At 53.9% G+C, this 25,957-nt stretch carries 23 protein-coding genes; 14 read left to right on the top strand and 9 right to left on the bottom strand.

The window, feature by feature from the left end; all coding sequences use genetic code 11:
* Nucleotides 1-57 precede the first annotated feature (57 nt).
* On the top strand, nucleotides 58-1,623 hold the full coding sequence (gene lysS / locus NXT01_RS06515) for a lysine--tRNA ligase (RefSeq protein ID WP_259078835.1): 1,566 nt from the start codon (nucleotides 58-60) through the stop codon (nucleotides 1,621-1,623).
* 133 nt (nucleotides 1,624-1,756) lie between these two features.
* Here lysS and NXT01_RS06520 read toward each other — a convergent pair whose 3' ends face one another.
* The gene (locus NXT01_RS06520; protein ID WP_259078837.1) at nucleotides 1,757-2,971 is read right to left on the bottom strand and encodes a NupC/NupG family nucleoside CNT transporter; all 1,215 of its coding nucleotides are present in this window, start codon (nucleotides 2,969-2,971) and stop codon (nucleotides 1,757-1,759) included.
* A gap of 272 nt (nucleotides 2,972-3,243) precedes the next feature.
* On the opposite strand from NXT01_RS06520, the gene NXT01_RS06525 reads away from it, so the two are divergent.
* Nucleotides 3,244-4,200 carry a sugar-binding transcriptional regulator gene (locus NXT01_RS06525; RefSeq protein ID WP_259078839.1) on the top strand — a complete coding sequence of 319 codons (957 nt, stop codon included), beginning with the start codon at nucleotides 3,244-3,246 and terminating at the stop codon, nucleotides 4,198-4,200.
* A gap of 63 nt (nucleotides 4,201-4,263) precedes the next feature.
* Here NXT01_RS06525 and NXT01_RS06530 read toward each other — a convergent pair whose 3' ends face one another.
* Together NXT01_RS06530 and NXT01_RS06535 are read right to left on the bottom strand one after the other, a co-directional pair.
* A complete protein-coding gene (locus NXT01_RS06530) occupies nucleotides 4,264-5,478 on the bottom strand; it encodes a NupC/NupG family nucleoside CNT transporter (RefSeq protein ID WP_259078841.1) in 1,215 nt (404 codons plus the stop codon).
* 35 nt (nucleotides 5,479-5,513) lie between these two features.
* Nucleotides 5,514-5,966 (bottom strand): cytidine deaminase, encoded by a 453-nt coding sequence (locus tag NXT01_RS06535; protein ID WP_396124758.1) that lies wholly within the window; start codon nucleotides 5,964-5,966, stop codon nucleotides 5,514-5,516.
* Between the two features lie 170 nt (nucleotides 5,967-6,136).
* On the opposite strand from NXT01_RS06535, the gene NXT01_RS06540 reads away from it, so the two are divergent.
* The 3 genes from NXT01_RS06540 to NXT01_RS06550 all read left to right on the top strand — a co-directional run bounded on the left by NXT01_RS06540 (nucleotide 6,137) and on the right by NXT01_RS06550 (nucleotide 9,848).
* The gene (locus tag NXT01_RS06540) at nucleotides 6,137-7,420 is read left to right on the top strand and encodes a thymidine phosphorylase (RefSeq protein WP_259078859.1); all 1,284 of its coding nucleotides are present in this window, start codon (nucleotides 6,137-6,139) and stop codon (nucleotides 7,418-7,420) included.
* 128 nt (nucleotides 7,421-7,548) lie between these two features.
* Nucleotides 7,549-8,202: a deoxyribose-phosphate aldolase gene (gene deoC, locus NXT01_RS06545; RefSeq protein WP_259078861.1), complete on the top strand. Its 654-nt coding sequence runs from the start codon at nucleotides 7,549-7,551 to the stop codon at nucleotides 8,200-8,202.
* A 2-nt stretch (nucleotides 8,203-8,204) separates the two neighbouring features.
* Nucleotides 8,205-9,848, top strand: coding sequence for a phospho-sugar mutase (locus tag NXT01_RS06550; protein WP_259078862.1), 1,644 nt, complete (start codon nucleotides 8,205-8,207; stop codon nucleotides 9,846-9,848).
* 56 nt (nucleotides 9,849-9,904) lie between these two features.
* Here the strand turns inward: NXT01_RS06550 and NXT01_RS06555 are convergent, their stop codons facing one another.
* Together NXT01_RS06555 and NXT01_RS06560 are read right to left on the bottom strand one after the other, a co-directional pair.
* Nucleotides 9,905-10,105, bottom strand: coding sequence for a hypothetical protein (locus NXT01_RS06555; protein WP_259078864.1), 201 nt, complete (start codon nucleotides 10,103-10,105; stop codon nucleotides 9,905-9,907).
* Nucleotides 10,105-11,022 carry an SPFH domain-containing protein gene (locus NXT01_RS06560; protein ID WP_396124759.1) on the bottom strand — a complete coding sequence of 306 codons (918 nt, stop codon included), beginning with the start codon at nucleotides 11,020-11,022 and terminating at the stop codon, nucleotides 10,105-10,107. Before NXT01_RS06560 ends, NXT01_RS06555 begins: the two co-directional genes overlap by 1 nt.
* A gap of 271 nt (nucleotides 11,023-11,293) precedes the next feature.
* Here NXT01_RS06560 and NXT01_RS06565 point away from each other — a divergent pair, with 271 nt between their 5' ends.
* From NXT01_RS06565 to NXT01_RS06575, 3 genes are all read left to right on the top strand, one after another.
* On the top strand, nucleotides 11,294-13,999 hold the full coding sequence (locus NXT01_RS06565; RefSeq protein WP_259078865.1) for an ATP-dependent Clp protease ATP-binding subunit: 2,706 nt from the start codon (nucleotides 11,294-11,296) through the stop codon (nucleotides 13,997-13,999).
* Nucleotides 14,000-14,433: 434 nt separating this feature from the next.
* Nucleotides 14,434-15,813, top strand: coding sequence for a 6-pyruvoyl tetrahydrobiopterin synthase (locus NXT01_RS06570; protein WP_259078867.1), 1,380 nt, complete (start codon nucleotides 14,434-14,436; stop codon nucleotides 15,811-15,813).
* A gap of 2 nt (nucleotides 15,814-15,815) precedes the next feature.
* Nucleotides 15,816-16,448, top strand: coding sequence for a twin-arginine translocation signal domain-containing protein (locus NXT01_RS06575; RefSeq protein WP_259078869.1), 633 nt, complete (start codon nucleotides 15,816-15,818; stop codon nucleotides 16,446-16,448).
* A 47-nt stretch (nucleotides 16,449-16,495) separates the two neighbouring features.
* Here NXT01_RS06575 and NXT01_RS06580 read toward each other — a convergent pair whose 3' ends face one another.
* Nucleotides 16,496-17,857, bottom strand: a complete 1,362-nt coding sequence (locus tag NXT01_RS06580; RefSeq protein ID WP_259078871.1) for a lipase family protein — start codon at nucleotides 17,855-17,857, stop codon at nucleotides 16,496-16,498.
* Between the two features lie 40 nt (nucleotides 17,858-17,897).
* Nucleotides 17,898-18,815, bottom strand: coding sequence for an A/G-specific adenine glycosylase (locus tag NXT01_RS06585; RefSeq protein WP_259078872.1), 918 nt, complete (start codon nucleotides 18,813-18,815; stop codon nucleotides 17,898-17,900).
* 63 nt (nucleotides 18,816-18,878) lie between these two features.
* On the opposite strand from NXT01_RS06585, the gene NXT01_RS06590 reads away from it, so the two are divergent.
* Together NXT01_RS06590 and NXT01_RS06595 are read left to right on the top strand one after the other, a co-directional pair.
* Nucleotides 18,879-19,496, top strand: a complete 618-nt coding sequence (locus tag NXT01_RS06590; protein WP_310470433.1) for a carbonic anhydrase — start codon at nucleotides 18,879-18,881, stop codon at nucleotides 19,494-19,496.
* Between the two features lie 77 nt (nucleotides 19,497-19,573).
* Nucleotides 19,574-20,377, top strand: a complete 804-nt coding sequence (locus NXT01_RS06595) for a hypothetical protein (protein WP_259078874.1) — start codon at nucleotides 19,574-19,576, stop codon at nucleotides 20,375-20,377.
* 4 nt (nucleotides 20,378-20,381) lie between these two features.
* On the opposite strand, the gene radA is transcribed toward NXT01_RS06595, so the two are convergent.
* Nucleotides 20,382-21,758: a DNA repair protein RadA gene (gene radA, locus NXT01_RS06600; RefSeq protein WP_259078875.1), complete on the bottom strand. Its 1,377-nt coding sequence runs from the start codon at nucleotides 21,756-21,758 to the stop codon at nucleotides 20,382-20,384.
* Between the two features lie 71 nt (nucleotides 21,759-21,829).
* Nucleotides 21,830-22,384: a hypothetical protein gene (locus NXT01_RS06605; protein WP_396124760.1), complete on the bottom strand. Its 555-nt coding sequence runs from the start codon at nucleotides 22,382-22,384 to the stop codon at nucleotides 21,830-21,832.
* Between the two features lie 412 nt (nucleotides 22,385-22,796).
* Here NXT01_RS06605 and NXT01_RS06610 point away from each other — a divergent pair, with 412 nt between their 5' ends.
* From NXT01_RS06610 to NXT01_RS06625, 4 genes are all read left to right on the top strand, one after another.
* Nucleotides 22,797-23,381 (top strand): CarD family transcriptional regulator, encoded by a 585-nt coding sequence (locus NXT01_RS06610; RefSeq protein ID WP_259078876.1) that lies wholly within the window; start codon nucleotides 22,797-22,799, stop codon nucleotides 23,379-23,381.
* 17 nt (nucleotides 23,382-23,398) lie between these two features.
* Nucleotides 23,399-24,166, top strand: coding sequence for a 2-C-methyl-D-erythritol 4-phosphate cytidylyltransferase (gene ispD, locus NXT01_RS06615; RefSeq protein ID WP_259078877.1), 768 nt, complete (start codon nucleotides 23,399-23,401; stop codon nucleotides 24,164-24,166).
* The gene (gene ispF / locus NXT01_RS06620) at nucleotides 24,159-24,644 is read left to right on the top strand and encodes a 2-C-methyl-D-erythritol 2,4-cyclodiphosphate synthase (RefSeq protein ID WP_259078878.1); all 486 of its coding nucleotides are present in this window, start codon (nucleotides 24,159-24,161) and stop codon (nucleotides 24,642-24,644) included. Before ispD ends, ispF begins: the two co-directional genes overlap by 8 nt.
* A 431-nt stretch (nucleotides 24,645-25,075) precedes the next feature.
* A complete protein-coding gene (locus NXT01_RS06625) occupies nucleotides 25,076-25,948 on the top strand; it encodes a PRD domain-containing protein (protein ID WP_259078879.1) in 873 nt (290 codons plus the stop codon).
* Nucleotides 25,949-25,957 lie beyond the last annotated feature (9 nt).

The raw sequence follows: 25,957 nt of genomic DNA on the forward strand, positions 1-25,957 counted from the left end.
GTGGCTAAGGGTAATGGGGCTTAGATTTTTCGTGGGGTCTGGGCTATTGTTTGTGCTGTGACGAACGCAAAGAAAGCCCCCGTACAAGACGTCCCTGAGCAACTACGCATCCGCCGTGAGAAGCGCGCTAAGCTCATCGAATCTGGTCGCGATCCCTATCCTGTAGAAGTTGATCGCACCCACTCGATTACAGAGATCAAAAAGAAGTACCAAAGTATTGGTCCCGATACGGAGAAGATTCCAGGGCGCATCTACCTTGAAGCTGGCGAAGAAACGTCCGACGAGGTAGCTATCGCCGGGCGCGTCATGTTTATTCGCAATACCGGCAAGCTGTGTTTCGCTGCGCTCCAAGAGGGCAATGGCGCGCATATCCAAGCGATGCTCTCACTGGCTGAAGTAGGCGAAGAGGCGCTCGCAGCGTGGAAAACAGAGGTTGACCTCGGTGATATTGTCTCCATTCGCGGTCGAATAGTCTCGTCCAAACGCGGTGAACTATCCATTATGGTGCAACGTTTCTCCATGGCATCAAAGTCTTTGCGTCCTCTGCCCGTGGCTTTTGCGGATATGAGTGAAGATTCTCGAGTGCGTCATCGCTATACCGATTTGATTATGCGGGAAAAAGCGCGTGAAAATGCGATGACGCGCATCAAGGTGATGCGAGCACTGCGGAATTATCTCGAATCGCAAGAGTTTGTAGAAGTAGAAACTCCCATGCTGCAAACCCTGCACGGCGGTGCGGCAGCGCGCCCATTCGAGACCCACTCCAATGCCCTCGATATTGATCTCTATCTGCGCATCGCGCCTGAGCTTTATCTCAAGCGCTGTGTGGTGGGCGGAATTGAGCGCGTCTTTGAGGTTAACCGCAATTTCCGCAACGAGGGCGTGGATTCTTCGCACTCCCCAGAATTTGCCATGCTCGAAACATATCAGGCGTGGGGTACCTATGACGATGGCGCCACAATGATCCGGGAACTCATCCAATATGTCGCCCAGGATGTATTCGGATCCACGACCGTGACGCTAGCCGACGGATCCACCTATGATTTCGGAGGCGAGTGGAAGGAGATTGAAATGTATCCTTCCCTTAATGAGGCGCTGCGCCGTAAATTCCCAGGCACCCAGGAAGTCACTACCAAATCCAGCGTGGAGGAACTGAAAGAGGTAGCAGCAGTGATCGGCCTGGACGTCCCTTCGAATGCTGGTTGGGGGCATGGCAAATTGGTAGAGGAGATATGGGAAGTTCTGTGCGAAGATCAGCTCGACGGGCCGATCTTCGTGCGCAATTTCCCGGTGGAAACCTCACCCTTGACCAGGCAACATCGCGAACAAGAGGGTGTCACTGAAAAATGGGATCTCTATGTCCGCGGCTTCGAATTAGCCACCGGCTATTCTGAGCTCATTGATCCCGTGATTCAACGGGAACGCTTCGAGGATCAAGCACGTCTCGCCGCTGGCGGCGATGAGGAGGCTATGGTTCTCGATGAAGATTTCCTTGCCGCCATGGAGCAGGGCATGCCCCCAACCGCCGGGTGTGGCATGGGTATTGATCGCTTGCTCATGGCTTTGACCGGTTTAGGTATTAGGGAAACTGTGCTATTCCCGATGGTCAAGCCCGAGCGCTAAGATTAGGTGCAATATCGGCCGGGTGGGTGAGAGAGAAGACCTCTTTCACCCACTTTTTTCGCAGTAATCACCCATGTGACGAACCCATCCCCTACTCGGCGGCAGGTAGGGGGGAAATGCGCTTTCACCGAATCTAAAAAACGATAACGCCCACGATGGCAGCGTTGAGCATATTGGTACAAAAACCAGCAAAGAGGGCTTTGAGTCCTAGCGACGCCACCTCCGCGCGCCGCTCGGGGGCGAGCGCCCCAAAGGCACCAATTTGAATGGCAATAGATCCGAGGTTGGCAAAACCCGCGAGTGCAAAAGATGAGATAAGTATGGACTTTTCACTCAAGGTATCCACGTATTCGGAAAAAGCTGTATACCCCACAAATTCATTGAGGATCGTCTTCTGGCCGATGAAATTACCTACCAATGAGGCTTCGTCCCACGGTACCCCAATAGCCCACGCCAAAGGAGCAAAGATGAGGCCAAAAAGGCCTTCCAGCGACCAGTTCTCCTGACCAAATACGGAGCCAACTCCGCCCAATACTGCCGAAAGCATAGTAATGGTGGCGATAAAAGCGATAAGTAAACATCCAATGGTTACAGCGATCCGTCCACCGGAAAGCGCCCCGGCACCGATAGCGTCAATGAGATTCTCGGAGTGCTCATCACGCATGGTGCGAATATTGGCGTTTGCGCGAGATACTTCGGTTTCCGGCATTAAGGCTTTTGCCACGATCAACGACCCAGGGGCGTTCATCACCGACGCGGCAAGGAGGTAGGGAAGTGGGGCGCCCAGAAGGGAGTAACCTACGAGGGTGGAGCCTGCGACGGAGGCGAAGCCACCGCTCATGCAGGCGAATAGTTCACTGCGGGTTAATTGGGGAATCCACGGGCGTATCACCAAAGGGGCCTCGGCCATACCGAGGAAAATGACAGTGGAAGCCCACACAGATTCCACCTTGGACGTGCCTAGAATTTTGTTGAGCGCCGAGCCGACTATCTCCACAAACCACTGCAGGACTCGTAAATAATAAAGGGCGCCGATAATAGCACCGAGGAAGATAACAACGGGGAGAACGTTGAGGGCAAAGACAAAGCCGTTCTTTTCTCCAAACAGACCTCCGAATACAAAAGAGGTCCCAGCATTGCTAAAGCCAATAAGTTTTTCTAGACCCTCAGATACTTTCTTGAGCACTAAAAATCCTGGTTCCCATTTGAGCACGAGCAGCGCGAAGCTGATCTGCAAGGCGAAACCTACTCCGAGGGTGCGCCAGTTTATACTGCGTTTGGCATTAGAAAGGCAGAGCAGTATCACCATGATGGCGATAATTCCTATGAGGCCTTGCAGACGATCCATGGTCAATATTCTCCTAATACGATGCGGGAAGTCTGCGCGGGTACCCGGGTAGATGAGTGTAGAGGTATAGGTGTGCAGAGGTATGTGGGTGCAGAGGTGCAATGAACGCTAATCGCTTTCGCAGCTAAAAGCAAAAGTTCTAAGATAGACGTTTTCCCAGCTTGAATGGTATAAATGCGAGCTGCGCAGATGAGATTTTCTTATTATTTTCTTGATTACTCGCTTCCCTCCCCAGCTCAGAAAAAGCGCCCATCTTTGCTACCCTGTTCTATATGCTGCTGCGAGATGAACAATCATTGCAGGCCGCCAAACTGTACTATCAAAAGGGCCTGAGTCAGGCCGAAGTCGCGGCCGAAATCGGGGTGTCACGGCCGACCGTCGCTAAGCTCTTGGCCTATGCCAGACAGCGTGGCTTCGTGGTTATAGAAATTAGAGATCCCCGTGACAAGGGAAGTTTCCTAGCGGAAAAGCTGGTAGAAATTTTTAGTCCCTACGGCCTGGAAGAAGCGCGCATTGTGCAAGCGGCCCGGCAGACCCCGGAGGAGATCTTAAAAGAGCTTGGACGAGTGGGCGCCTTGGTTCTCGAAGAACAGGTGCAGGACGGTCATATGGTGGGCGTGAGTTGGGGAAATACCATGTATGCCGTTGCCAAAGCGCTACGGCATAATCCCCATACTGGTGTAGAGATTGTGCAACTCAAAGGTGGACTGAGCTATACCAAGCGTTCTACCAACGATATTGAGACTATTAACAGATTCTGCCGTGCCTTCGATGCTTATGCGCGCACGCTCCCCTTGCCAGTGATTTTTGACAACGTTGAGGTTAAACGCACGGTGGAGAGCGATCGGCATATCTCCCATATTCTGGATATGGGCCGCCACACCGATGTGGTTATATTTACCGTTGGCTCCACCAGCGGGGATTCTCTTCCACTGACCTTAGGCTATTTGAGTGATACCGAAAAGCAGCTGATTTCAACGCGCGCGGTCGGTGATGCTTGTTCCCGTTTTTTCGATGAATATGGGCAGGTAGCGGTACCAAGTGTGGATGAACGCACCGTAGGGATCTCACTTGAGGATCTCGCTTCACGCCCGGTTCGCATTTTGGTAGCAGGAGGAGCGTCGAAGCTCAGAGCTATCAATACGGCGCTTGTCATGGGTCTGGCTTCGCATCTAGTCATTGATGGGGCGACCGCTCTCGCCCTTATTGCGCTGTGGGAGGACGCATAAAAATTACCCCCTGAATGCCACTGATTCGGGGGTAATTCTTATAGTGCTTACTTAAAAGTTAACTTAGAAAACAATAATGCCCACGACTGCAGCGTTGAGCATATTTGTGCAGAAACCGGCAAGGAGCGCCTTGAGCCCCATGGATGCCACTTCTGAGCGACGCTCTGGGGCGAGTGCGCCAAAGGCACCAATCTGGATCGCGATGGATGAGAGATTAGCAAAGCCTGCGAGAGCGAATGATGAGATGAGGATGGACTTCTCACTGAGGGTATCGACGTGCTCGGAGAACGCGGTATAGCCCACGAATTCATTGAGAATAGTCTTTTGGCCAATGAAATTACCCACGAGGGAAGCTTCTTCCCACGGAACGCCAATAGCCCACGCTAAAGGTGAGAATATGACGCCGAAGAGTCCTTCAAGCGACCAATTGTCCTGGCCAAAAATGGAACCGATACCTCCCAAGACTGCGGAGAGCATAGCAATGGTGGCAATAAAGGCAATGAGAAGGCAAGCAACGGTTACCGCGATACGACCGCCAGAGAGCGCGCCCGCACCAATGGCATCGATGACGTTTTTGGAGTGCTCGTCGCGCATATTGCGGACATTTGCATTAGCTTTGGGCACTTCGGTTTCTGGTACCAGCGCTTTGGCTACCATCAGGGAAGCTGGGGCATTCATGACTGAAGCTGCGAGTAGATAGGGCAGTGGCGCGCCTAGGAGGGAGTAGCCCACGAGGGTGGAGCCCGCGACGGACGCGAAGCCGCCGCTCATACAAGCGAATAATTCACTGCGTGTCAATTGCGGTATCCACGGGCGAATGACCAGGGGAGCCTCCGATTGGCCCAAGAAGATGACGGTAGAGGCCCATACGGACTCTACCTTGGAGGTGCCCATAATCTTATTGAGAGCAGTACCGACGATTTCGACGAACCACTGCAAGATGCGCAGGTAATACAAGGCGCCGATGAGGGCACCAAGGAAGATAATAACGGGAAGAACATTTAGGGCGAAGATGAATCCGTTATCTTCACCGAAGAGCCCGCCAAAGACAAAGGAGGTCCCGTGGTTGGTGAAGTCGATGAGTTTTTCTACCGCTCCAGATACTGCCTTGAGAGCGTGGAAGCCTGGTTCCCATTTGAGCACCAGGAGTGCGAAGCCGATTTGTAGGGCGAAACCCACGCCGAGGGTACGCCAGTTGATCTGCCGCTTGGCATTAGACAAGCTGAAGATGACCGCAAAGATTGCGATCACACCGATGAGTCCTTGCAGACGTTCCATCAGTTGGACCTCCTATGAAGGGTATGGGGAGATATTTAAGTATCGAGGTGTTCAGGGCCGAAAGAGTGGGGGAGGAGTTCTGTGAAGCTCAAGCTGTGCACCTCGCCTGTAGGGCCTTCGACGAAGACTTCTTGGCAGCCAAATTCACGCAGTACTTGGCGGCAGGATCCACATGGCCAGCAAGGGCTTGCCTTCAGACCCACGATGGCGACGCTGTGGATCTGTCGGGGGCTGTCGGGTTTGGTGGTAGCAATCATTGTTGTTGCGGCATTGCGCTCGGCGCAGAGGGTGAGACCGTAGCTAGCATTTTCAACATTGCATCCGGTAAATACTGTGCCGTCGGTGGTGAGTATGGCGGCGCCCACTTCGAAATTGCTATACGGGGCGTAGGCGTGATGGGCAGCCTCTTTAGCTGCGGCAATGAGCTCTTGAGGGCTCATGGTCATAATGTGGGCCTTCTTTCTGTAATTAAGGCAAGGGGGAGACACTGTGAGCGGTGGAACAAATGAAAAATCAACCCTTGACAATTGTTCTGGGCATGATAATAATCAGAGTTATAACTGAAAGCAAGAGATTAAAATAACGCTCCACGCATTTTGTGTTCCGCTTCACAATCAGGGTGGGATAGCTCAGTGCAGCAAGGGAAAGGAAGCAAGGCATGGCTGAACAATTCGATGTCGTCGATATCATCCGCACCAAACGGGACGGTGGAGAGCTCAGCACCGATCAAATCAACTGGGTCATCGACGCCTATACCCGCGGCGCAGTTGGCGATGAGCAAATGGCAGCATTGAATATGGCGATCTTTATTCGCGATATGGGCCGCCGAGAGATCGTGGACTGGACCCAAGCAATGATCAACTCCGGTGAGCGCATGAATTTCGATTCTCTCAGCAAGCCCACCACTGACAAGCACTCCACTGGCGGAGTCGGCGATAAGGTCACCCTCCCTCTCGGACCGCTCGTATCCTCCTACGGGGTTGCTGTCCCACAGCTGTCCGGACGCGGACTTGGCCACACCGGTGGAACCCTCGATAAGCTCGAAGCAATCCCCGGTTGGCAGGCAGATGTGCCGAACGACCGCATGATGGCTATCTTGGAAGATTCCGGAGCCGTCGTTGCCGCAGCTGGTGCCGGACTTGCCCCAGCGGATAAGAAGATCTACGCACTGCGCGATATCACTGCCACCGTGGACTGCATTCCGCTAATCGCCTCGTCCATTATGAGTAAAAAGATCGCCGAAGGAACCGCCTCCCTCGTTCTCGATGTGAAGGTAGGCTCCGGCGCCTTTATGAAAGATCTTGATAAAGCCCGCCAGCTGGCAGAAACCATGGTGCAGTTAGGCAAGGATGCGGGAGTCAATACCCGCGCCCTCCTAACCGATATGAATATTCCGCTGGGAAGGAAAATCGGTAATGGTCTCGAAGTGGAAGAGAGCATCGAGGTTCTAGCCGGCGGTGGCCCTCAAGATCTCATCGAGATCACCTGCGAGCTCGCACGCCATATGCTCGATATGGCGGGTATCCCTGATGCCGACGTCGAGGAGGCCCTCAAGGATGGCCGCGCCATGGATTCGTGGCGCAAGATGATCCGCGCCCAGGGCGGCGACCCTGATGCACAGCTCGCCCGCGCTCCTCATACCCATGAAGTTTTCGCCGAACAAGACGGCTACCTCACCAAGCTTGATGCCTTGGCACTCGGCGTTGGTAGCTGGCGCCTGGGTGCTGGCCGAGCCCGAAAGGACGAACCCGTACAACTGACCGCTGGCATCGAGATTCACGCCGACTACGGTCAAGAAATCAAGAAGGGGCAAAAACTTTTGACCCTGCATACCGAAACCCCGGATCGTTTCGAGCGTGCTCTTGACTCGATCCTGCCAGGTATCGAAATCGGTGCCACTAAGCCAGCTGAACGCCGCATCATCTTGGATAAGGTTTTCTAAACGATCGGCCAATAATCGATAGCGCCCGCGTCGAGCGCACTGGTGGATAGTGGGGCCAGCACCTTACTATCCACCAATTCGGCGCCACAACCTCGTAACTAGAACACCCAATATTGACAAGGAGAATCATGACTCTTTCCCGCCAAGAACTCGCGCACTATATCGACCACACCATCCTCAAGCCCGAAGCCACCCGCGCCCAGGTTGAGGAACTCGTGCACGAAGCTAGTGAACTCGGCACCTTCTCAGTGTGCGTCTCTCCTTCCCAGCTTCCGCTGGAGACCCCTGAGCACGTCAAGGTAGCCACTGTGGTGGGCTTCCCGTCCGGTAATCACCACCCAGAGGTCAAGGCTTTTGAGGCCAAACTCGCCGTCTCTCACGGTGCAGATGAGGTAGATATGGTCATCAATATTTCCGATGCCGTAGAAAACCACTTTGAAAAAGTCGAACACGATATTCGTACCGTGCGCGAAGCTATTCCCGATGCCCTCCTTAAGGTCATCATCGAATCGGCCGCGCTCAGCGACGAGCAAATCGTGGCCTGCTGTGAGGCAGCCGAAAAGGCTGGTGCTGATTATGTCAAAACCTCCACGGGCTTCCACCCATCAGGCGGAGCCTCCACTCATGCGGTTTCCTTGATGGCGAAAACCGTGGGTGATCGCCTCGGCGTGAAGGCCTCCGGCGGCATCCGCGACACCGAAACTGCATTAGCCATGATTGACGCTGGTGCCACCCGACTAGGCTGCTCCGCCTCTAAGGCTATTGTCGAGGGTCTTGAATAATCATGAGCACCCTCAACGAGAAGGTCACGCAGTGGATCGCTCATGATCCCGACCCCGCAACCCAGAAGGAATTACAAGCCCTCCTCGACGCTGGTGACCATGAAGCCTTAGCGGAGCGCTTTCAAGGACCTTTGAGTTTTGGTACCGCGGGTCTTCGTGGCGCGGTAGCGGCGGGTGAATCCCGCATGAATGTCGCAACTGTATCTCGCGCTACCTACGGTGTTGGTAAATATCTCGTGGAACTCATCGATAGCCCTAAAGTGGTTGTGGGCTGCGACGCTCGCCACGGTTCCGCTGATTTTTACCAAGCAACCTGCGAGATCTTGAGTGCTCTTGGTATTGAGGTGCTGGCTCTCCCACAGCAACTCCCTACCCCGATTACCGCCTTCAGCGTGCGTTATTTCGATTGCGATGCAGGCATTATGGTCACTGCTTCGCATAATCCACCTCAAGATAATGGCTACAAGGTCTACCTCGGCGGTCGCGCGGTCCACGGTGAAGCGGAACAGGGCGTGCAGCTCGTCTCCCCAGCAGATGCAGAAATTTCCGCTCAGATCGATGCGGCTCCCTTCGCCGATGAGATAGCCCGCAACCGCGAACGTATCCGCGATATTGCTTCCGAAGAAGTCTTGGAACCGTATTTTGCTAGAGCCCTGGAGCTCCCTCAGGCACCAGCGACGACGTGTGATATTCCTATGGTCTTTACCGCCATGCATGGCGTGGGTGGAGCAACGTTAGGTGAAGCTCTCAAGCGCGCCGGGTTTAGCCATGCTTTCCCTTGCCCCGAGCAGCAGGAACCAGATCCTGATTTCCCAACCGTCGCTTTCCCTAACCCAGAGGAAGCGGGCGCACTTGATCTGTCCTACCAAGAAGCAGATCGTCGTGGAGCCGAGCTGATCTTGGCTCTCGATCCCGACGCGGATCGGTGCTCAGTGGCTATCAAACACAAGGGCACCTGGCGTCAGCTCTCAGGCGACGAGGTCGGTGCTCTTCTAGGTGAGGATATTGCCCGTGCCCACCACGGCGATGATGATGCCACTCTGGCCTGCAGTATCGTTTCTTCTCAACTTTTGGGTGAGATCGCTCGTGGTCATGGACTGAAATTTGCCAATACTCTCACGGGATTCAAGTGGATTGGGCGCACCCCCAACCTCATCTTTGGATACGAAGAAGCATTAGGGTATTGCTCGGATCCGCAAGCGGTGCGTGACAAAGACGGTATCACTGCCTGCCTGCGGGTAGCCGATCTTAATAAGCGCTTGGTCGCGGAAGGTAAGAATATCCAAGATCTTCTCGACGAGATTGCACAGGCATACGGCCTGTATAAGACCAGTCCTCTAACGTTCCGCGTGGCAGATACCAGCTTGATCCAACAAGGTCTGCACAATTTGGAGACCACGGCGCCGAAAACTCTAGGTGGCGCCGAGGTGACAGAATTTAGTAACCTTTCGGATGGCTTCCGTGGGCTACCAGGTACCCCGGGTTTCTGGATTGCCACCAGCGCCAAGGACCGCATTGTGGTGCGCCCGAGCGGTACCGAACCGAAGCTGAAATGCTACCTCGAAGTAGTATCGGATTCTCATAAGAATGCAGATGAGCGCCTCGACGCTCTCAAGATAGAGCTCAAAGAAATTCTTGGCTTTTAGCTCAACGCCACTCGGAGCCGCCTATTCCATTACGTGGAAAAGGCGGCTCCCTTTATTTATCCTTCGGTCTTTTTAGGTCGACCCGGTCTCGGGATATCACCAATATCGCGAGGCAGGCGCCCTCGGTTCTTAAGTGCCTCCCGCAAAAGAATCTCGATTTGAGCGTTGACGCTGATAAAACTATCGTCAGCTAATTGCTTAACAGCGCGGTGAATAGCGGGATCGAGTCTGAGGGGGAGGGCTTTACGCGGTGCCACTAGCTATATAGACTACCGGCGTTAACCACAGGTTGAGTCGAGGTATCCGAGCACAGCACCACTAAGAGGTTGGATACCATCGCGGCGCGACGCTCAGGATCTAGGTCGACAATATTGCGGCGTTCGATTTGTTCCAGCGCTGAGTCAACCATCGAGACCGCACCCTCCACGATAGTTTCGCGGGCATCGACAATGGCAGAGGCTTGCTGCCGCCTCAGCATTGCTTGAGCGATCTCTGGGGAATAGGAGAGTGAAGAAATTCGCGCCTCGATAATATCAATACCGGCAACGACGGCACGTGCCGCAACTTCTCGAGCTAATTCCTCACTGACGAGATCGGTACTGCCGCTTAGTGATGGAATATGGTCAACATCTTGGGAATCATAGGGGTGTGTGGTGGCGACGTGGCGCAATGCTGATTCAGCCTGGGATTGGATAAAGTCTTCCACCTCCTCTACGGCGAAGTGTGCTTTCGCGGTATCGGTGATCTGCCAGACGACAATAGCACCGATCGTAATCGGGTTGCTGTTGAGATCGTTGACCTTGGTCGTCGCAGTCTCGAAATTACGAACCCTGACGCTGATTTTCCTGGACGTATGCAAGGGGTAAATCAGGTGTAAGCCATCAGCGCGAAGAGTGCCCTTGTAGGAACCAAAAAACTGCACAATGAGCGTTTGTCCAGGAGAAATGATACGAATATGAAGAAGAATGAAACCTAGCACTACTACGAAAAACCCTACGAGGCCGTCCGCCCAGACGTCGGGGATAACAAAGGCGGTTAGGGCCGCGAGGATTACGAGGATGAAGGAGGTGAGCATAATTGCTACTGCTGTGGCACCCCGGAAGGACTGAGCTGGTACTTCATTGATGGATATATTGGTATTGCTTGCGGTTGGGACTTGGAGCGGGGCGTCCATAGAGCTCTCCTAGGCGTTGAGGGGATAAAAAGTGATATCACTTTTTTACGCTAGCACTGCTCCGCCGCCAATAGAAGCCACTGGGGAAATGGGTCTGAAAAGGGCGATTGTCTAGGTGTTCGCTACAGGCGTACAGCTCTAAAAACTACCCGTGGACTGGAAAAACACCGCCTTGATGACTGTTGGATCGAACGTTGATCGCCGAGAGTGTTTTTTCCTGCGATAACATAAGGGCTATTAGCTGTAGAGACAAAAGGAGATCACTTATACCATGTTCGAGCGTTTTACCGACCGAGCTAGGCGCGTTATCGTGCTGGCTCAAGAAGAGGCACGCACTCTTAACCACAACTATATTGGTACCGAACACATTCTCTTAGGTCTTATCCACGAAGGTGAAGGTGTTGCCGCCAAAGCCCTTGAGTCTATGGGCATCTCACTCAAGGCCGTGCGCCAAGAGGTGGAAGATATTATCGGCAAAGGTTCCGAGGCTCCCGTTGGTCATATTCCCTTTACGCCTCGAGCTAAAAAAGTTCTCGAACTCTCCCTTCGTGAGGGACTGCAGATGGGGCACAAATATATCGGCACCGAATTTCTACTCCTTGGGCTCATTCGCGAAGGCGATGGGGTAGCAGCTCAAGTATTAGTGAAACTCGGCGCTGATCTACCTCGGGTGCGTCAACAGGTTATTCAGTTACTTTCCGGCTACGAGGGGGAGAATAAGGATAATCCCGAGGGGCCAGAGGCAGTGGGTGCCGGCAGTACCGTAGGCAATTCCAGCCCGCGCGGGGGCCGCGGCGGCCAGGACCGCTCCAATTCCCTAGTTTTAGATCAGTTCGGCCGAAACCTTACCCAGGCAGCGCGTGAAGGTAAGCTGGATCCCGTTGTGGGCCGTGAGCAAGAGATTGAACGCATTATGCAGGTGCTCTCGCGTCGTACGAAGAATAATCCAGTGCTCATCGGTGAACCAGGCGTCGGCAAAACTGCTGTTGTCGAGGGATTAGCTTTAGATATTGTCAATGGCAAGGTTCCTGAGACCCTCAAGGATAAGCAGGTCTACTCCCTCGACTTAGGCTCGCTAGTCGCAGGTTCTCGTTATCGTGGTGATTTCGAAGAGCGCCTGAAGAAGGTGCTCAAGGAAATCAACCAGCGCGGCGATATTATCCTCTTCATTGATGAGATTCACACTCTTGTTGGTGCTGGCGCTGCTGAAGGCGCCATCGATGCTGCATCCCTGCTCAAGCCGAAGCTGGCACGTGGTGAATTACAAACTATCGGTGCAACTACACTTGATGAGTATCGCAAGCATATTGAAAAAGATGCTGCGCTCGAGCGCCGTTTCCAGCCCGTCAATGTTCCTGAGCCATCGGTGGAAGATACCATCGAGATCTTGAAGGGGCTGCGCGACCGCTACGAGGCTCACCACCGAGTCTCTATCACGGATACAGCTTTGGCCGCCGCAGCGAATTTGAGCTCACGGTATATCAATGATCGCTTCTTACCCGATAAAGCTGTCGATCTTATCGACGAAGCGGGTGCCCGGATGCGCATCAAGAGAATGACTGCGCCGGAATCCCTGCGCGAAGTTGATGAGCGCATTGCTGAAGTGCGCAAACAAAAAGAAGCCGCCATTGATGCCCAAGATTTCGAGAAAGCTGCGGGTCTGCGTGATCAAGAGCGCACACTCGGTGAAGAACGCGATGAGAAGGAAAAGCAATGGCGTAACGGTGATCTCGAGGATATCGCCGAGGTAGGCGAAGAGCAGATTGCTGAGGTGCTTGCCAATTGGACGGGCATCCCCGTATTCAAGCTCACCGAGGAAGAATCCTCGCGCCTGCTTCATATGGAAGACGAGCTGCACAAGCGCATTATTGGCCAAGATGATGCCGTCAAGGCGGTAGCGCGTGCCATTAGGCGCACACGGGCCGGCCTTAAGGATCCGCGTCGCCCCTCCGGTTCCTTCATCTTTGCCGGCCCATCAGGTGTGGGTAAAACGGAGCTGTCAAAAGCACTCGCGAATTTCCTCTTTGGGGAAGATGACGCGCTGATCCAGATCGATATGGGTGAATTCCACGATCGCTTTACAGCCTCCCGTCTCTTCGGTGCCCCTCCAGGATATGTGGGCTATGAAGAAGGCGGCCAATTAACCGAGAAGGTTCGCCGCAAACCATTCTCCGTGGTACTTTTTGACGAGATCGAAAAGGCGCACAAGGAAATTTACAATACCCTGCTGCAGGTGCTCGAAGATGGCCGGCTGACCGATGGTCAAGGGCGAGTGGTGGATTTCAAGAATACTGTTTTGATTTTCACGTCGAACCTAGGCACGAGAGATATTTCTAAGGCAGTCGGTATCGGCTTTAGCTCTTCTGACGATAACGGCGTCGAGGGCCAGTACGAGCGGATGAAGAATAAGGTCCACGACGAGCTTAAGAAGCACTTCAGGCCCGAATTCCTCAACCGCATCGACGATATTGTAGTCTTCCACCAGCTCACCCAAAGCGAGATTGTGGAGATGGTGGATCTGCTCATCGCTCGCGTGGAGAAGGCACTTGCTGCCAAGGATATGGGTATTGAGCTATCTACAAAGGCTAAGAATCTTCTGGCCAAACGCGGCTTCGATCCAGTGCTAGGTGCTCGTCCTTTGCGCCGCACCATTCAGCGGGAGATCGAAGATGCCTTGAGCGAGAAGATCCTCTTCGGTGAAATAGGTGCCGGTGAGATTGTGACCGTGGATGTTGACGGCTGGGATGGTGAATCTAAGAATATTGCGGATGCAACTTTCACCTTTAGCCCCCGCCCAAAGCCACTGCCTGACTTGCCTGGGCTCAGCCCCGCGGAACAAGCCCAAGAAGAAGTTATTGAGGCTAGTGAAGCTCCTACCCCGGAGGAGGAATCTGAAAGCGCTACCGCTGATGGAGAGCGAGGCCGACATTTTTTGACAGCAGAAGATTCCCCCGAGGATGAGGATCGCGAGTCTTAAGATAAGTCCACTGTTTTAGTGTTGAAAAACCGCCCCCCGCGTAAAGGTGTGGGGGCGGTTTTTGGCTGTGGCTATAAAGAGATTTTGGCGGGTTAATTGTGAAATTAATCACCATACCGCCCATGAGTCAGCGGACGAACGGGCTGTGGTGGCCCAATATGGGGGGAGGGCTGGCGTAGCAAGGCGGCGGGTTATTGCTCCGCAGAACTAAGAGATAGCTCTCCATACCCCCGAGGGGGTGCGGAGAGCTTTTTATGTGAAAATGCTAAGCGATCTTAAGTATTTTTTGAATATTTTGGAGCCGATTTGAGGCCGGCCTGGGGTGCGCCGGGCACGAATCGGTAGACGTTGATATGACACCTATAATTGCTGAGGTTCAACTTAGGCAGCTTCGAATAGTTTCGAAGATTACTGAAAGATATCTCCCTTAGACAATGAAGACGCAATTACATTACAACGCGCAACCCAACCCATTTCTGGGGCCATTGGGAACCGCCACTATGCATGGCGACGCCCAGGCCTCGGACTGCACCCCATTGCCCGGGCCGGGCGCAGGACCTTGGGATATACAAGCCCTCAACTTGGGTGGAGCCTGCCCCACAGTCTTGGTAGGCCACGATGATTTCATTCAGGTCCTCACCACCCAGCGCTTTGGCAGCGACCTCACGTTTCTGCAACCAAAGATCTCCCTCCTCCACCCCAATGGATCTCTTCTCAGCTCGCTGGAAATTCCTAAGGGCGCCTTGCTTGGGGCTGTATACGCCTATATCGACCACCGCAATCGCATGGTGGTCACCGACGGTACCGGAACACTAATTCGCGTCGCACACGATGCATCTGGGTCTGCTCTTTATGTTGATCAGCGTGCTGATCTATCAAGTTTTCTCTCTCAGCAGCCTGGAGACCAGATCGTGGGATTGACCCCCGATTGGTCAGGTCGTGTCTGGCTGGCCTCGCGTAACGGCCGGGTGGCCGTTATGGATGAAAATCTCCGCGAGGTGCGCGGCATCACCCTCAACCACTTCGATCCCACCGGGGAGCGAGTAGATAACTCCATTTCCTCGGCCCCCGAGGGTGTCTCGGTCATCACCAACCGCGGGATGTATCTGCTTGATTGGCGCAGCGGTCGGCCGGAGGTCGTTTGGTCTGTGGGCTACGATTACGGCTCACACCGTAAACCCGGAAAATTGGCGTACGGCTCCGGGGCTTCGCCCACGTTCTTTGGGCCAAATGGCAGCGACTACCTCATGCTCACCGATAACGGGGATATCCAGGAGTCCGTCGTAGTCTACGAGACAGCAACTGCCAAGGAGCTGGGGCGAGCGGGGCTTTTCATGCCATTTAAGTCTGGCAGCGAGAATTCCATGATCGGCATCGGTCATACGATTATTGCCGCCTGCACCTATGGTTATCCCTATCCTCGCTATCCAGAGGGGGCCGGCCCCTCCATGCCAGCTCACGATCTCTTCTCCCCTGGATTTGAGCGCTGGGATCTAGGCGCTCGCGGTCTCAAGCAGGTGTGGAGGCGAGAAGATATCTATTCCTCCGCCGTCCCGCGATACTCAGCCGCAGATGGGTTGATTTATACCTGCGAACGCCCTCGAGGACCTGCCGGTCTTGCTAATGGGATTACCGTCAACGCCGTTGCCATCGATATTGAGACCGGCCAAACCGTATATTCTCAACGCCTACCAGGGCTAGTCACTCTTTTGGGTACTGACACCCTTCAGATGGTGGGCACCATCGACTCCTATGGAACCTGGTGGCAGGGCACCATTGGTGGCATTTTCCGAATCTCTCGAAAGGGGCAGTAGAGATGCTCTCTCGCCGTGATTTTATGACATCGATAGCCGTAACTGGTGCCGTTATGGTCGCATCCAGTGCGCTACCTGCAGCAGCGCGCCCTCATGGGCAAGCGCAAACGGAGCTTATTACTCTTGATTTCGCTGAACTAAATCCCGCTGGTCTACCGCGTTACCTCGTGATATCCAATCCGACAGATATGGTGCTGGATGCAGTGAATATCCGCATGAATGCACGCCAGCTGGATTCAGCTGGACTTATTGGTATGGCTTCCCAGGCCATTCCAGCTCTCGAAGGTGACCACGGCTTCAAATCAGAAGATGGCGTGTGGAATTTCCGCCTGCCAGAAGCCATCTCGCCACAGGTGACATCGATCTTCGAACTGCAGTGGACCGGTGAGCCTGCAACAGGGCTACGACTTCTAGCAACCGCACAGCTTAGTACCGATCACAACGATTATTATGAGGTTTTTTCCCAGGAGTTTGTTGTTGGTCAACCATTCTCAAGCTCGCTTCAGGTAGTCCCCTCCCGGCCGCGGCGCCCAGAACGACCTGAGCAGCCGAAGCAACCGAAGCGACCGCGCCGGCGGCGCCCGAAGCCACGCCCTCGAACCCAAACCCCTTGGTGGAAAACATTCCCCTTCTAAGTAAATGACCTCCCCAGTCTGCGGGGAGGTCATTTATTTTCGGGTGACTATGTTGCTGGGCAATTATTCAAAGCCGGGCGATCCAGGAAGCGATCGTATAGGTAGCGTGCAGCCTCAGGCAGATCACCAAAGGCCTGCGCCGCGTGATTAAGCCCGGAAGGAATGCTCGGGGTTATGACCGGAAGTGATGATTCGAAGTAGTAGACCTCAGCGCCTAGCTGACAGTAGTCGCGACTTAGTTGGCGCACTTGCGCATTAGGAACGAGATCGTCGTGAATTGCCGAGCCCACCATAATGGGAGCGCTTGGCTTCTTTCTTCCCAGTTTTTGGCGGTCGAGAATCTTAATAATCCGCGGATCGCTGCCGAGACTTTCGCTTAGTGTGCGCCCATCTTTGGTAAAGAACCTTGTAGTTTTGAGTCCATCGTCGACGGCGGCATCTGCTAGGCAGCTACGTGCTGAGCGCCTTAAGAATTCCTCACCAGCTTCATTGAGATATTCCTTTACGATCGCTCTAAATTCCGGATCGCGTGCCGCATAGCTATTGATAGACATTCCCAGGACACCGGAAATGCTCGAGCCGTCGATCGCCTTGATGACCTGGGGGAGATCAGCTGGTACCGCACCGGCGTATGTCCCCTTAACATTGAGTTCGGGGGCATAGCTCGAGGCAAATTCCGCGGCTGCTGCAGCAGCGCCACCACCTTGGCTATAACCGTAGAAGGCAATGGGGGAGCGCGGGTCTACGTTGGCTACAGATAGTGCTGCGCGGGCAGCATCCAGAACCGCGTGAGCCTCTTCAATATTATTGACATAGGTGTGCACCCCCTCAGTTCCCAAACCTATATAGTCCGTGTTCACTACCCTCATCCCGAGCTCCAGGAGATGATATTGCACGATAATCTCGTAGTTGATTCCCAGCGCCTTATCAGGGCGTGAATAGGATCCCAGAAGGTATGCACCGCGCGAGGGAGCGCAAATATCTGCTTGACCACGGGTGCCGGGGGCAAAGATCACTGTGGGCACAGGGCCCGGTCCGCGCCATGGGTTCCGAGGCTCCATAATATAGCCACTGACTGGAACTGGGCGGCCATCCTGAGTGGTGGACGTATAGAGGATCTTCTGTGCATATGCGGGAAATCGCGGGCCGAAAGTATTGAGGAGATGGGGAGCCGGCTGAGTTCTTAAGACTGCACCCGGGCGCGGATCCATAACCTCAGGAGTAGCGTAAAAAGCATCGTCGATAGGCGATTCAACCCACGCATCAGTTCGGTGTGTCCCGGCCCAATCAACACCCGCAATTACATCATTGACTGAGGATTGGGCTACTGCGGGTACTGCAAGAACACAACTTCCCACGCTGAGAGCAATAGCTGAAATGGCCCCGATAAGGCGTTGTCTACTTTTCATACCACCAATCTAACCGAGTCTGATGAAAAAATAATAGATTCTAGTGGGGAAGATGGAAGAACCCATTGCTTTCTTGGGCCAGTTTGTCTCGTATAAGCCCCTCCAGGGCGCGCGTGTACTGCTCACTGTCAGGCCATATCGTGGCCAAATCCATCGCACTGACTGGGTGCTCGGCGTGGCGCAACACAGCCATAATTTTGCCGCGGACCTCGCGGTCGGTTCCACTGAATTTTTGTACTCTGTGACGTGCTATCTCCCGTTCTTGAGTGCTCGGCTCGGGGCATCCAGCTCGTTGCCACGCACATAGGCCAGTTAAGGGGCATCGATCACAGGCGGGAATGGTCTTGCAAACGAGTGCCCCCAACTCCATAAGTCCAACGGAGAATTGAGGAGCGTCGCTAGCGGGAAGCAAATCCTCGAGCTCACGTAATTCACGCTTGCTGGTAGAGCTTTTAGGATTAAGATAGCGGGCGTAAATGAGACGCGAGAGTACCCTACGCACATTGGTATCTAGTACCGGTACTCGTTGGCCGAAGGCAAAAGCCGCAACCGCAGCGGCTGTATAGGTGCCAATTCCTGGCAACGACAATAATGAGCCCAGATCACTGGGCACTTCATTGCCATACTCATGGGCAATGACGGTAGCGCATTCTTTTAGCCGTAATGCTCGCCGCGGATAGCCGAGACGGTCCCATGCTTTTAAGATATCGGCGGTGGGAGCATGGGCCAGATCGCGCGGCTCCGGCCACCGATGCATCCACGCCTGCCAGAGAGGTTCCACACGAGCCACCGGGGTTTGCTGGCTCATCACTTCACTGACCAAGATGCCCCACGCGCTCGTCGCTGGCGTGCGCCAAATAATCTCCCGGGCGTTATGGGAATACCACTGAATAACAGTATTCTGAATATGCGCTAAATCTTCTGGAGGGAGGAGCTGAGGTGATGGTGATGTGTGCATGAGAACGCTCTATTCTATCGTGCCTATTTCCACCAGCGCTACCGCCGTGTAAAAATACTCACTATGACAGGTTTATCGCGGGACCCGCAAGCCGTGTGGAAGGGATTGCTTGAGGGCAATCGCCGCTTCGCCGAAGGCGCCCCGGAGCACCCCAATCAATCAGTGAGCCGACGCGCTGAATTATCTTTGAAGCAAGAGCCTCGCGCCGCTGTACTCACGTGTGGCGACTCGAGAGTTCCGGTTGAATTGCTTTTTGACGTCGGCTTGGGTGATACCTTTGTGGTTCGTACCGCTGGCGAAGTCGTCGATACCGCGGTACTAGCCTCCCTCGAATTTGCGGTGGCCAATCTCGGAGTGGAATTGGTTGTGGTCCTTGGACACGCTTCCTGTGGTGCCGTTGAAGCTGCTGCCCAGGTGGTTCTTGAGGGAGCACAAGTGCCCACTGGCCATCAGCGAGCCATCGTGGAGCAAATTGCCCCGTCCATCTTGGAGGCAAAGAGTCATGGTTTTCACAGCTCGGCAGACTTCGAGCGGGAACATGCTTCGGCGATTATGCGCAAAATAACTCAATTATCGTCGGTGATTAACGCTGCCGTTGAAAAGGGTGAGACCGCAATGGTAGCTGCCCACTACAGTATCGTCGATGGCCATGTAGATACCGTGAAAACCGCAGGTTTTTGACGGGACTGAGAGAAAATACTGGCAACACACCGCCGGTTAAGCGCGCTTGTTAGGTAGTTTCGCTTTAGGCTTAGGGTGTGGATCGCCGAGATAATCATTCCAGTTATTCCCGCCCGCAGTCACCTGCACCAGGAGCTCCCCGACGGCGGGGTACCGACCATGCTGATCATGCTGGGCCGAAAAGGCTCCCCGAGATTTATTATCGACGCCGTCGTTGGGCCGCCATCATTATCGTTGCGGCCATCGCGCTGCCGCTCATCTTCCTACTAACAACTCGGGGTAGCGATAATTCTGCCCCCGTCGCATCGACTGTCACCAGTACCTCAACAAAGGCGGTCATCGCCTTGGACGAGCCTGAAAAGACGAGCGTACCGAGTGTCACAATCACCCTCGAGCCCTCGGATGAAAGCGCGGACCAACCAGCAAAAGAAGTCGATCCCACTCTTCCACCGGAAAACCCGGCAAACGAGCAAGCACCTGAAGTGAAAAAGACCTGCGAATTAGCTGACCTGATGATCACCGCCTCAGCTGACAAGATTTTCTATAACGATAAGGAGCTCCCGAGCTTCTTCATGACGGTGAAGAATCCCACCGAAGCGGACTGTTCCATTGATCTTACTTCTGATGTTTTACGCTTCGAGGTTTACCAGCTGGCGAATAATAGCCGCATGTGGGCAGATATTGATTGCAACGCCCCCGTGGGGCTCGGTACTCAAATATTCCCGGCAGGCAAAGAGCGCAAATTTGAAGCGCGCTGGTCTCGGACTACCTCAACCCCTGAAAGCTGTGCCAATAGACAACCAGTACCAGCCGGAGCCTACTATTTGCACACCGTCATGGGCTCCAATGCTTCCCAGCCTTTCGATTTCAAACTGGGATAGGAGGCTATAGAAAAAGTCTCAGCGCATCGAGGAGGGTATCAACCGTAAAGACGGTGATGCCCTCTATTTTTTCCTCCGTGCGCGGAATAATCGCCTGCTGATAACCCAGCCGTTTAGCCTCTGCTAAGCGACGTGCAAGATGGGGGACCCGTCGAATCTCGCCAGCTAAACCCACCTCTCCTAAAACCACAGTTTGAGGCGGAAGCGATTTCCTCGCCATTGCTGAGGCAGTCGCTAAAGCGATTGCCAGATCGGTTGCGGGTTCACCCACCTTCATCCCTCCAACGGTCGCCACATAGACTTCCTTGTCGTGGGTCCGTTTGCCCGCGCGCGCTGATAATACAGCGAGCACCATGGGAACCCTGGTGGCATCCAACCCAGTAACGGCGCGCCGGGGGTTTTTGGATTCAGTAGGTACCACTAGTGACTGCACTTCTGCCAAAATTGGACGCACACCATCCATGGCTACCGTGACAGCAGTGCCATCGGGGGTGGAATCTCGATGGGAGAGGAAGAGCCCCGAGGGATCTGCGACCTCCTTGATACCGTCGGATTGCTGCTCAAAACATCCCACCTCATCGGTGGCCCCGAAGCGATTTTTAATACTACGCAGAAAACGCAAACTAGAGTGCCGGTCACCTTCAAAATTCAAAACCACATCGACGAGATGCTCGAGAACGCGCGGGCCGGCCACAGTGCCGTCCTTGGTGACGTGACCTACCAAAATAATAGGTATTCCAGAGCGTTTAGCCACAGTTGTTAACGCTGCGGTGACTGCGCGTGATTGCGCCACCCCACCAGATACGCCCTCAACACCACTAAGAGACATAGTCTGCACAGAATCGACTATGAGCAGACTTGGTTGCAACTTTTCAATATGGCCAAAGAGAATATCCACATTGGATTCGGCTGCGAGGTAGAGGCTTTCCTCTAAAGCGTGGGTGCGCTCCGCGCGCATACGCACCTGGCCAGCAGATTCCTCGGCGGTAGCGTATAGGGCGATACGAGGAGATCCATCGGGATTTTTTTCCTTAGCCCACTTCGAGGCCACTTCTAAAAGGAGCGTGGATTTACCAACCCCAGGTTCGCCAGCCAGCAGAATAACAGATCCGGCGACGATTCCGGCTCCTAGAACTCGGTCGAGTTCTCCGATTCCGGTACTCACCGAGGGCGCATCTTCAGGATTGATGCGAGTGATCGAGGTAGCGGGGGATGTTGGCGTGAGAGCTGTGCCTGCGGAAGGGACCTGGTGGGCTACGGGTTGGACCATTCTCTCTTCCATGGATCCCCAGGTACCGCATTCGGGGCACCGTCCTAGCCACTTGGGGCAGGAATAGCCACATTCCGCGCAGATATGAGTGCTCCGTACTTTCTTCGCCATAGCCTCTACCTTACAAAGGTCAAAAAAATACTGCGCTCATCGAAGCGATCAGCGCAGCAAAGGAAAGAATATTAGTGCTCGGTATGGCTGTGTTCGCGGTCGTGCTGGCCAGATTCGAGTACGGGGGCCGCAGTGGTGGCATCAACCACGATCGAGGAATCGTCGAAGACGAAAGTCACCTCTTTGGTGCCGCCGTAGGAAAAGCCCGGGTTAGCAATGGTGGTGCTGATATGGTTGACGCAAGCGCCCTTAGGTTCGACCAATTTCTTCATTTCAGAGGGGATATTAGCTACCAAGCTACACCCGTGCTTTAAAGAGCTATCGCCTTTAAGGCTTGCCTCCACACCATCGATGCTGACGGATTTCAGGGTGTGATCAGCATTGGTGTCGTCTTGGTTAATAGCAGTAAATTTCACCCCAGCGGTGCCATCGGGGGCAACCTGAACGGTCACGTCGCGCACCGCGATAGCGCCGTTGGAGGATTCAGCTGAAGCACCATCAACCGCCGCTACCTGACTGGAGGTCTGAGAGATCTGACCTGCCGAGCAAGCGGATAGAACCATGGCCGAAGCGCTGGCAAGTACAAGAGCGGCACTAAGCCGGCGAGTGGATTTAAAAGGCTTCACGGTACGCGTCCTCCAATTAAAGGTATGTTCATGGCTGTGGAGCTACAAAATTCTTGAGCTGGTAGAAAATTATAGTGATTCTCTACCACTTTAGCCGGTAGCTAGGACGACGCCTTCACTTTTGTGGTTAAAAGGTGTGATGTGGGGTCAATGGAAAGACGGAATAGACAGAAAAACTGTGAGCTAAATAATATTCTGATCTTCTCTGAGAAGAGATATCCAGTAGCCCGCGAGCAAAGGCCACCTCCTCGTATCCATTTCCCGTTGTTGTGACGTGTTAGTATATGAAAAGATTTGGTCACTGCGCGCTTTTTCAATCGCCACCGCTTAGCAATAATGCTGGGTTGACAGCTGAGATGATGTGGAAAAGATTGTAGCCCGAAGTAAATTTGCTCATAAAGGAGACTTGGTTATGGATTTCAAAGTCGGCGATACCGTAGTTTATCCGCACCACGGTGCAGCCGTCATTGAGGCGATCGAAGAGCGCGAGATGAACGGTGAAACCGTTGAATATCTCGTCCTGCAGATTCATCAGTCTGATTTAGTCGTGCGCGTACCATCCAAGAATACCGAGCGTGTCGGGGTCAGAGATGTAGTCGACGATGCTGGGCTGCAAAAAGTCTTTGGTTTCCTGCGTGAAACCGACGTCGAGGAAGCAGGTAACTGGTCCAGGCGCTTTAAAGCCAATCAGGAACGCCTGGCCTCGGGTGATGTTAATAAGGTAGCCGAAGTTGTGCGCGATTTATGGCGCCGCGATCAGGGGAAGGGCCTATCCGCTGGCGAGAAGCGGATGTTGGCAAAGGCGCGCCAGGTTCTGGTAGGTGAATTAGCGCTTGCGCAGATTAAAGATGAGAAGCAGGCAGAAGATATCCTCGCTGAAGTGGATGCCACGATCATCCGCCACCAGATGGTATCCCCCCAGGCTGATCAAGAGTCCAAAGATCTCGATGACACACCCGTGGAACTCGACGATCTGAGCTTCGACGATAAAGACTAGGACCCCAAAATATAACGATGGGTGGTTGTGTAGATCAGGTAACTCAGCTTCCTGCCCGTCCTGTGGTGGCTCTTATCGCAGCGGCGGGCAAGGGCTCACGTCTTGGCGCTGATCTTCCCAAAGCCTATGTGGCACTACGGGGGAAAACCCTCATCGAGCGCTCAGTACGCGCCATGATTTACTCTGGTGTTGTCGATGAAGTCATCGTTATCATTAGCCCAGCGATGGAAGCACATGCTCGTGCGATTCTGGAGCGAGCTGGTCTGCTTCACGCTGAAATACCCGTGCGCTTAGTTTTTGGCGGTGGTGAACGGGCTGATTCAGTGTGGGAGGGGATCCAAGCGATCGCGTACCCAGAAGCGGTTGTGCTCGTCCACGACGCAGCGCGCGCTCTCACACCGCCCGGCATGATTGCCAGGGTGGCGCGGGCCGTTTTGCAAGGGTATAAAGCAGTAATCCCGGTGCTGCCTGTAACAGATACCATCAAGGTGGTTGAAGGCGATACCGTGGAGCGCACCCTCGACCGCGAGAGCTTACGAGCAGTGCAAACCCCGCAAGGTCTCGACCTTCAAACAGCTCGCGCGGCGAATGCAGCCTACTTTTCTGGGCCACCGCACTTCCAGGCCACCGATGATGCCTCCCTCATGGAGTGGTTTGGGGTGCCTATTAGTTGTGTGGCGGGTGACCCCATGGCCTTTAAAATCACCACTCCCATCGACTATATGCTGGCCAAAGCCGTCACTGATGAGGCGGAACCGACAATATTTGAGGTCCCCGATGACTAAGCCCATAATCCCCCGTGTTGGAATCGCAACCGACGCCCACCAGATCGATTCCGCTCAACCATGCTGGATAGCCTGTCTGTTATTCCCCCACGAATCCGGCTGCGAGGGACATTCCGATGGTGATGTCGTGGCGCACGCTCTTGTCGACGCCCTCCTCTCAGCGGCGAATCTTGGCGATCTTGGATCCTTCGTTGGAGTAGGCCGCAAAGAATATGACAATGTCTCCGGTGCTAGATTGTTGAAAGAATGCCGTGAGCTGCTTGAGTCTAAGGGTTTCGTGATCGGTAACGCCGCTGTGCAATTAGTGGGACAGACCCCGAAGATGGGGCCCAGGCGCGAAGAAGCCGAAGCGAAAATGTCGACGATCGTAGGCGCCCCAGTGTCGTTATCGGCCACCACCACCGACCATATGGGCTTTACCGGGCGCGGCGAGGGTCGGGCAGCCATCGCAACCGCGGTGGTATGGGTAGCAGACTGATCGAGAAGCCGAACGATTCTAGGTGGGTTGATATCTGCGCCGGAAAGGAAGCGGCGAATCGAGTGCGCTCGCTGGTGGGACATGTGCGCTAAGAGCAGTCGGCGATAAGAGCCAGCGATGGGGCGCTAGCCTTCATCCAGTGGCTATCAAGCATGGTTACCTAAAGATTTAAGTACTTTAATAACTAAAGGCAGTTAAATGGACGCTCAGATAAAGGCATTTCTGCGTATAGGTCACAGTTGGGGGTAAAAGTCCGCAAAATCTAACACCCCTCCCTTGAGTTTTATTCATTTATCGATACATAATACAAACAACTTTGGGTGTCACTGACCAGATAGCAGCATAGCTGGATCAGGCATAACCGAGGTAAGCGAACGTTTCCCAGCACTTGGCATACCTTTAGCTAAGTCTCTATTGAAGGCGTTTCTACCGTGAGTGATACCCTAAACCCCACTGAGTCCGCCCAAATCAAGCGCGTACTGAGTAATAACGCTGTCCTCGTCACCGTGGGCACGATCCCTCAGGTCCTCGTGGCTAAGGGTGTGGGTTTCCAAGCCAAATCAGGCGATATCATCACATTCTCAGCGCAGCACCAACGCTTCGTCCACCTCAGCCCAGAGCAAGCGCAATTCTTCGAATCATTAAATGCCATAGATACCGAGTTCATCGAACATTTTTCCCAAGCCTTGGATCTCGCCACCGATATTTTAGGGCCCCTTCATCCCAGCGTCTATGTTCTGTTAGTTGAGCACCTCGTCTTCGCCCTAGAACGAGCGCAACGAGATGAATTACTCAGCAATGGTATTACCGGGGAAATTCGAGCGGTTTTCCCCTTGGAGTACTCCGCCGCTGAGGTGATGTTGCAATATATCAATTCTCAGCTGGACGGGACACCCCTGCCCAAGAGCGAAGCTGGCTTTATTGCGCTGCACCTCAATGCCGCCCTCAGCGGAACCAGTGTGCGTAATTCCCTAGCCGCCGCTAATGAACTCGCCTCATATCTTCGATTTATTCGCGAAGGTTTGAATCTATCGGCTTATGATCTTGACCATTTCGATTCCGGGCTCGAGCCCACCATCGCTCGCCTGATTCGTCGACTTCGCGGGGGAATAGTACGCAGCAATGCAGCTCAACCCGTGATTGCCCAACAATTGCATACAGAATATTCCCTCGCACGGCAGCTTATCTGCCGTATTCTCGGTAGCCCTGATTTTCCTCCCACAGCCGGTGGGGAAGCTGCTTATCTCGCGGTTTTCCTCCACGGGCTGATGCAGGATCATCATATGTCGGCACCTCAACTATAGAAAGGACAG

Origin of the sequence: Corynebacterium sp. ES2775-CONJ (assembly GCF_024814515.1) — a bacterium.
Taxonomy (GTDB): Bacteria; Actinomycetota; Actinomycetes; order Mycobacteriales; family Mycobacteriaceae; genus Corynebacterium.

What these genes read in the sequence shown, in the direction of transcription:
- NXT01_RS06520 (WP_259078837.1), bottom strand. Translation starts at nt 2,971, where the DNA reads ATGGATCGTCTGCAAGGCCTCATAGGAATTATCGCCATCATGGTGATA.
- NXT01_RS06525 (WP_259078839.1), top strand. Translation starts at nt 3,244, where the DNA reads ATGCTGCTGCGAGATGAACAATCATTGCAGGCCGCCAAACTGTACTAT.
- NXT01_RS06530 (WP_259078841.1), bottom strand. Translation starts at nt 5,478, where the DNA reads ATGGAACGTCTGCAAGGACTCATCGGTGTGATCGCAATCTTTGCGGTC.
- NXT01_RS06540 (WP_259078859.1), top strand. Translation starts at nt 6,137, where the DNA reads ATGGCTGAACAATTCGATGTCGTCGATATCATCCGCACCAAACGGGAC.
- deoC (WP_259078861.1), top strand. Translation starts at nt 7,549, where the DNA reads ATGACTCTTTCCCGCCAAGAACTCGCGCACTATATCGACCACACCATC.
- NXT01_RS06550 (WP_259078862.1), top strand. Translation starts at nt 8,205, where the DNA reads ATGAGCACCCTCAACGAGAAGGTCACGCAGTGGATCGCTCATGATCCC.
- NXT01_RS06560 (WP_396124759.1), bottom strand. Translation starts at nt 11,022, where the DNA reads ATGGACGCCCCGCTCCAAGTCCCAACCGCAAGCAATACCAATATATCC.
- NXT01_RS06565 (WP_259078865.1), top strand. Translation starts at nt 11,294, where the DNA reads ATGTTCGAGCGTTTTACCGACCGAGCTAGGCGCGTTATCGTGCTGGCT.
- NXT01_RS06570 (WP_259078867.1), top strand. Translation starts at nt 14,434, where the DNA reads ATGAAGACGCAATTACATTACAACGCGCAACCCAACCCATTTCTGGGG.
- NXT01_RS06575 (WP_259078869.1), top strand. Translation starts at nt 15,816, where the DNA reads ATGCTCTCTCGCCGTGATTTTATGACATCGATAGCCGTAACTGGTGCC.
- NXT01_RS06580 (WP_259078871.1), bottom strand. Translation starts at nt 17,857, where the DNA reads ATGAAAAGTAGACAACGCCTTATCGGGGCCATTTCAGCTATTGCTCTC.
- NXT01_RS06585 (WP_259078872.1), bottom strand. Translation starts at nt 18,815, where the DNA reads ATGCACACATCACCATCACCTCAGCTCCTCCCTCCAGAAGATTTAGCG.
- NXT01_RS06590 (WP_310470433.1), top strand. Translation starts at nt 18,879, where the DNA reads ATGACAGGTTTATCGCGGGACCCGCAAGCCGTGTGGAAGGGATTGCTT.
- radA (WP_259078875.1), bottom strand. Translation starts at nt 21,758, where the DNA reads ATGGCGAAGAAAGTACGGAGCACTCATATCTGCGCGGAATGTGGCTAT.
- NXT01_RS06610 (WP_259078876.1), top strand. Translation starts at nt 22,797, where the DNA reads ATGGATTTCAAAGTCGGCGATACCGTAGTTTATCCGCACCACGGTGCA.
- ispD (WP_259078877.1), top strand. Translation starts at nt 23,399, where the DNA reads ATGGGTGGTTGTGTAGATCAGGTAACTCAGCTTCCTGCCCGTCCTGTG.
- ispF (WP_259078878.1), top strand. Translation starts at nt 24,159, where the DNA reads ATGACTAAGCCCATAATCCCCCGTGTTGGAATCGCAACCGACGCCCAC.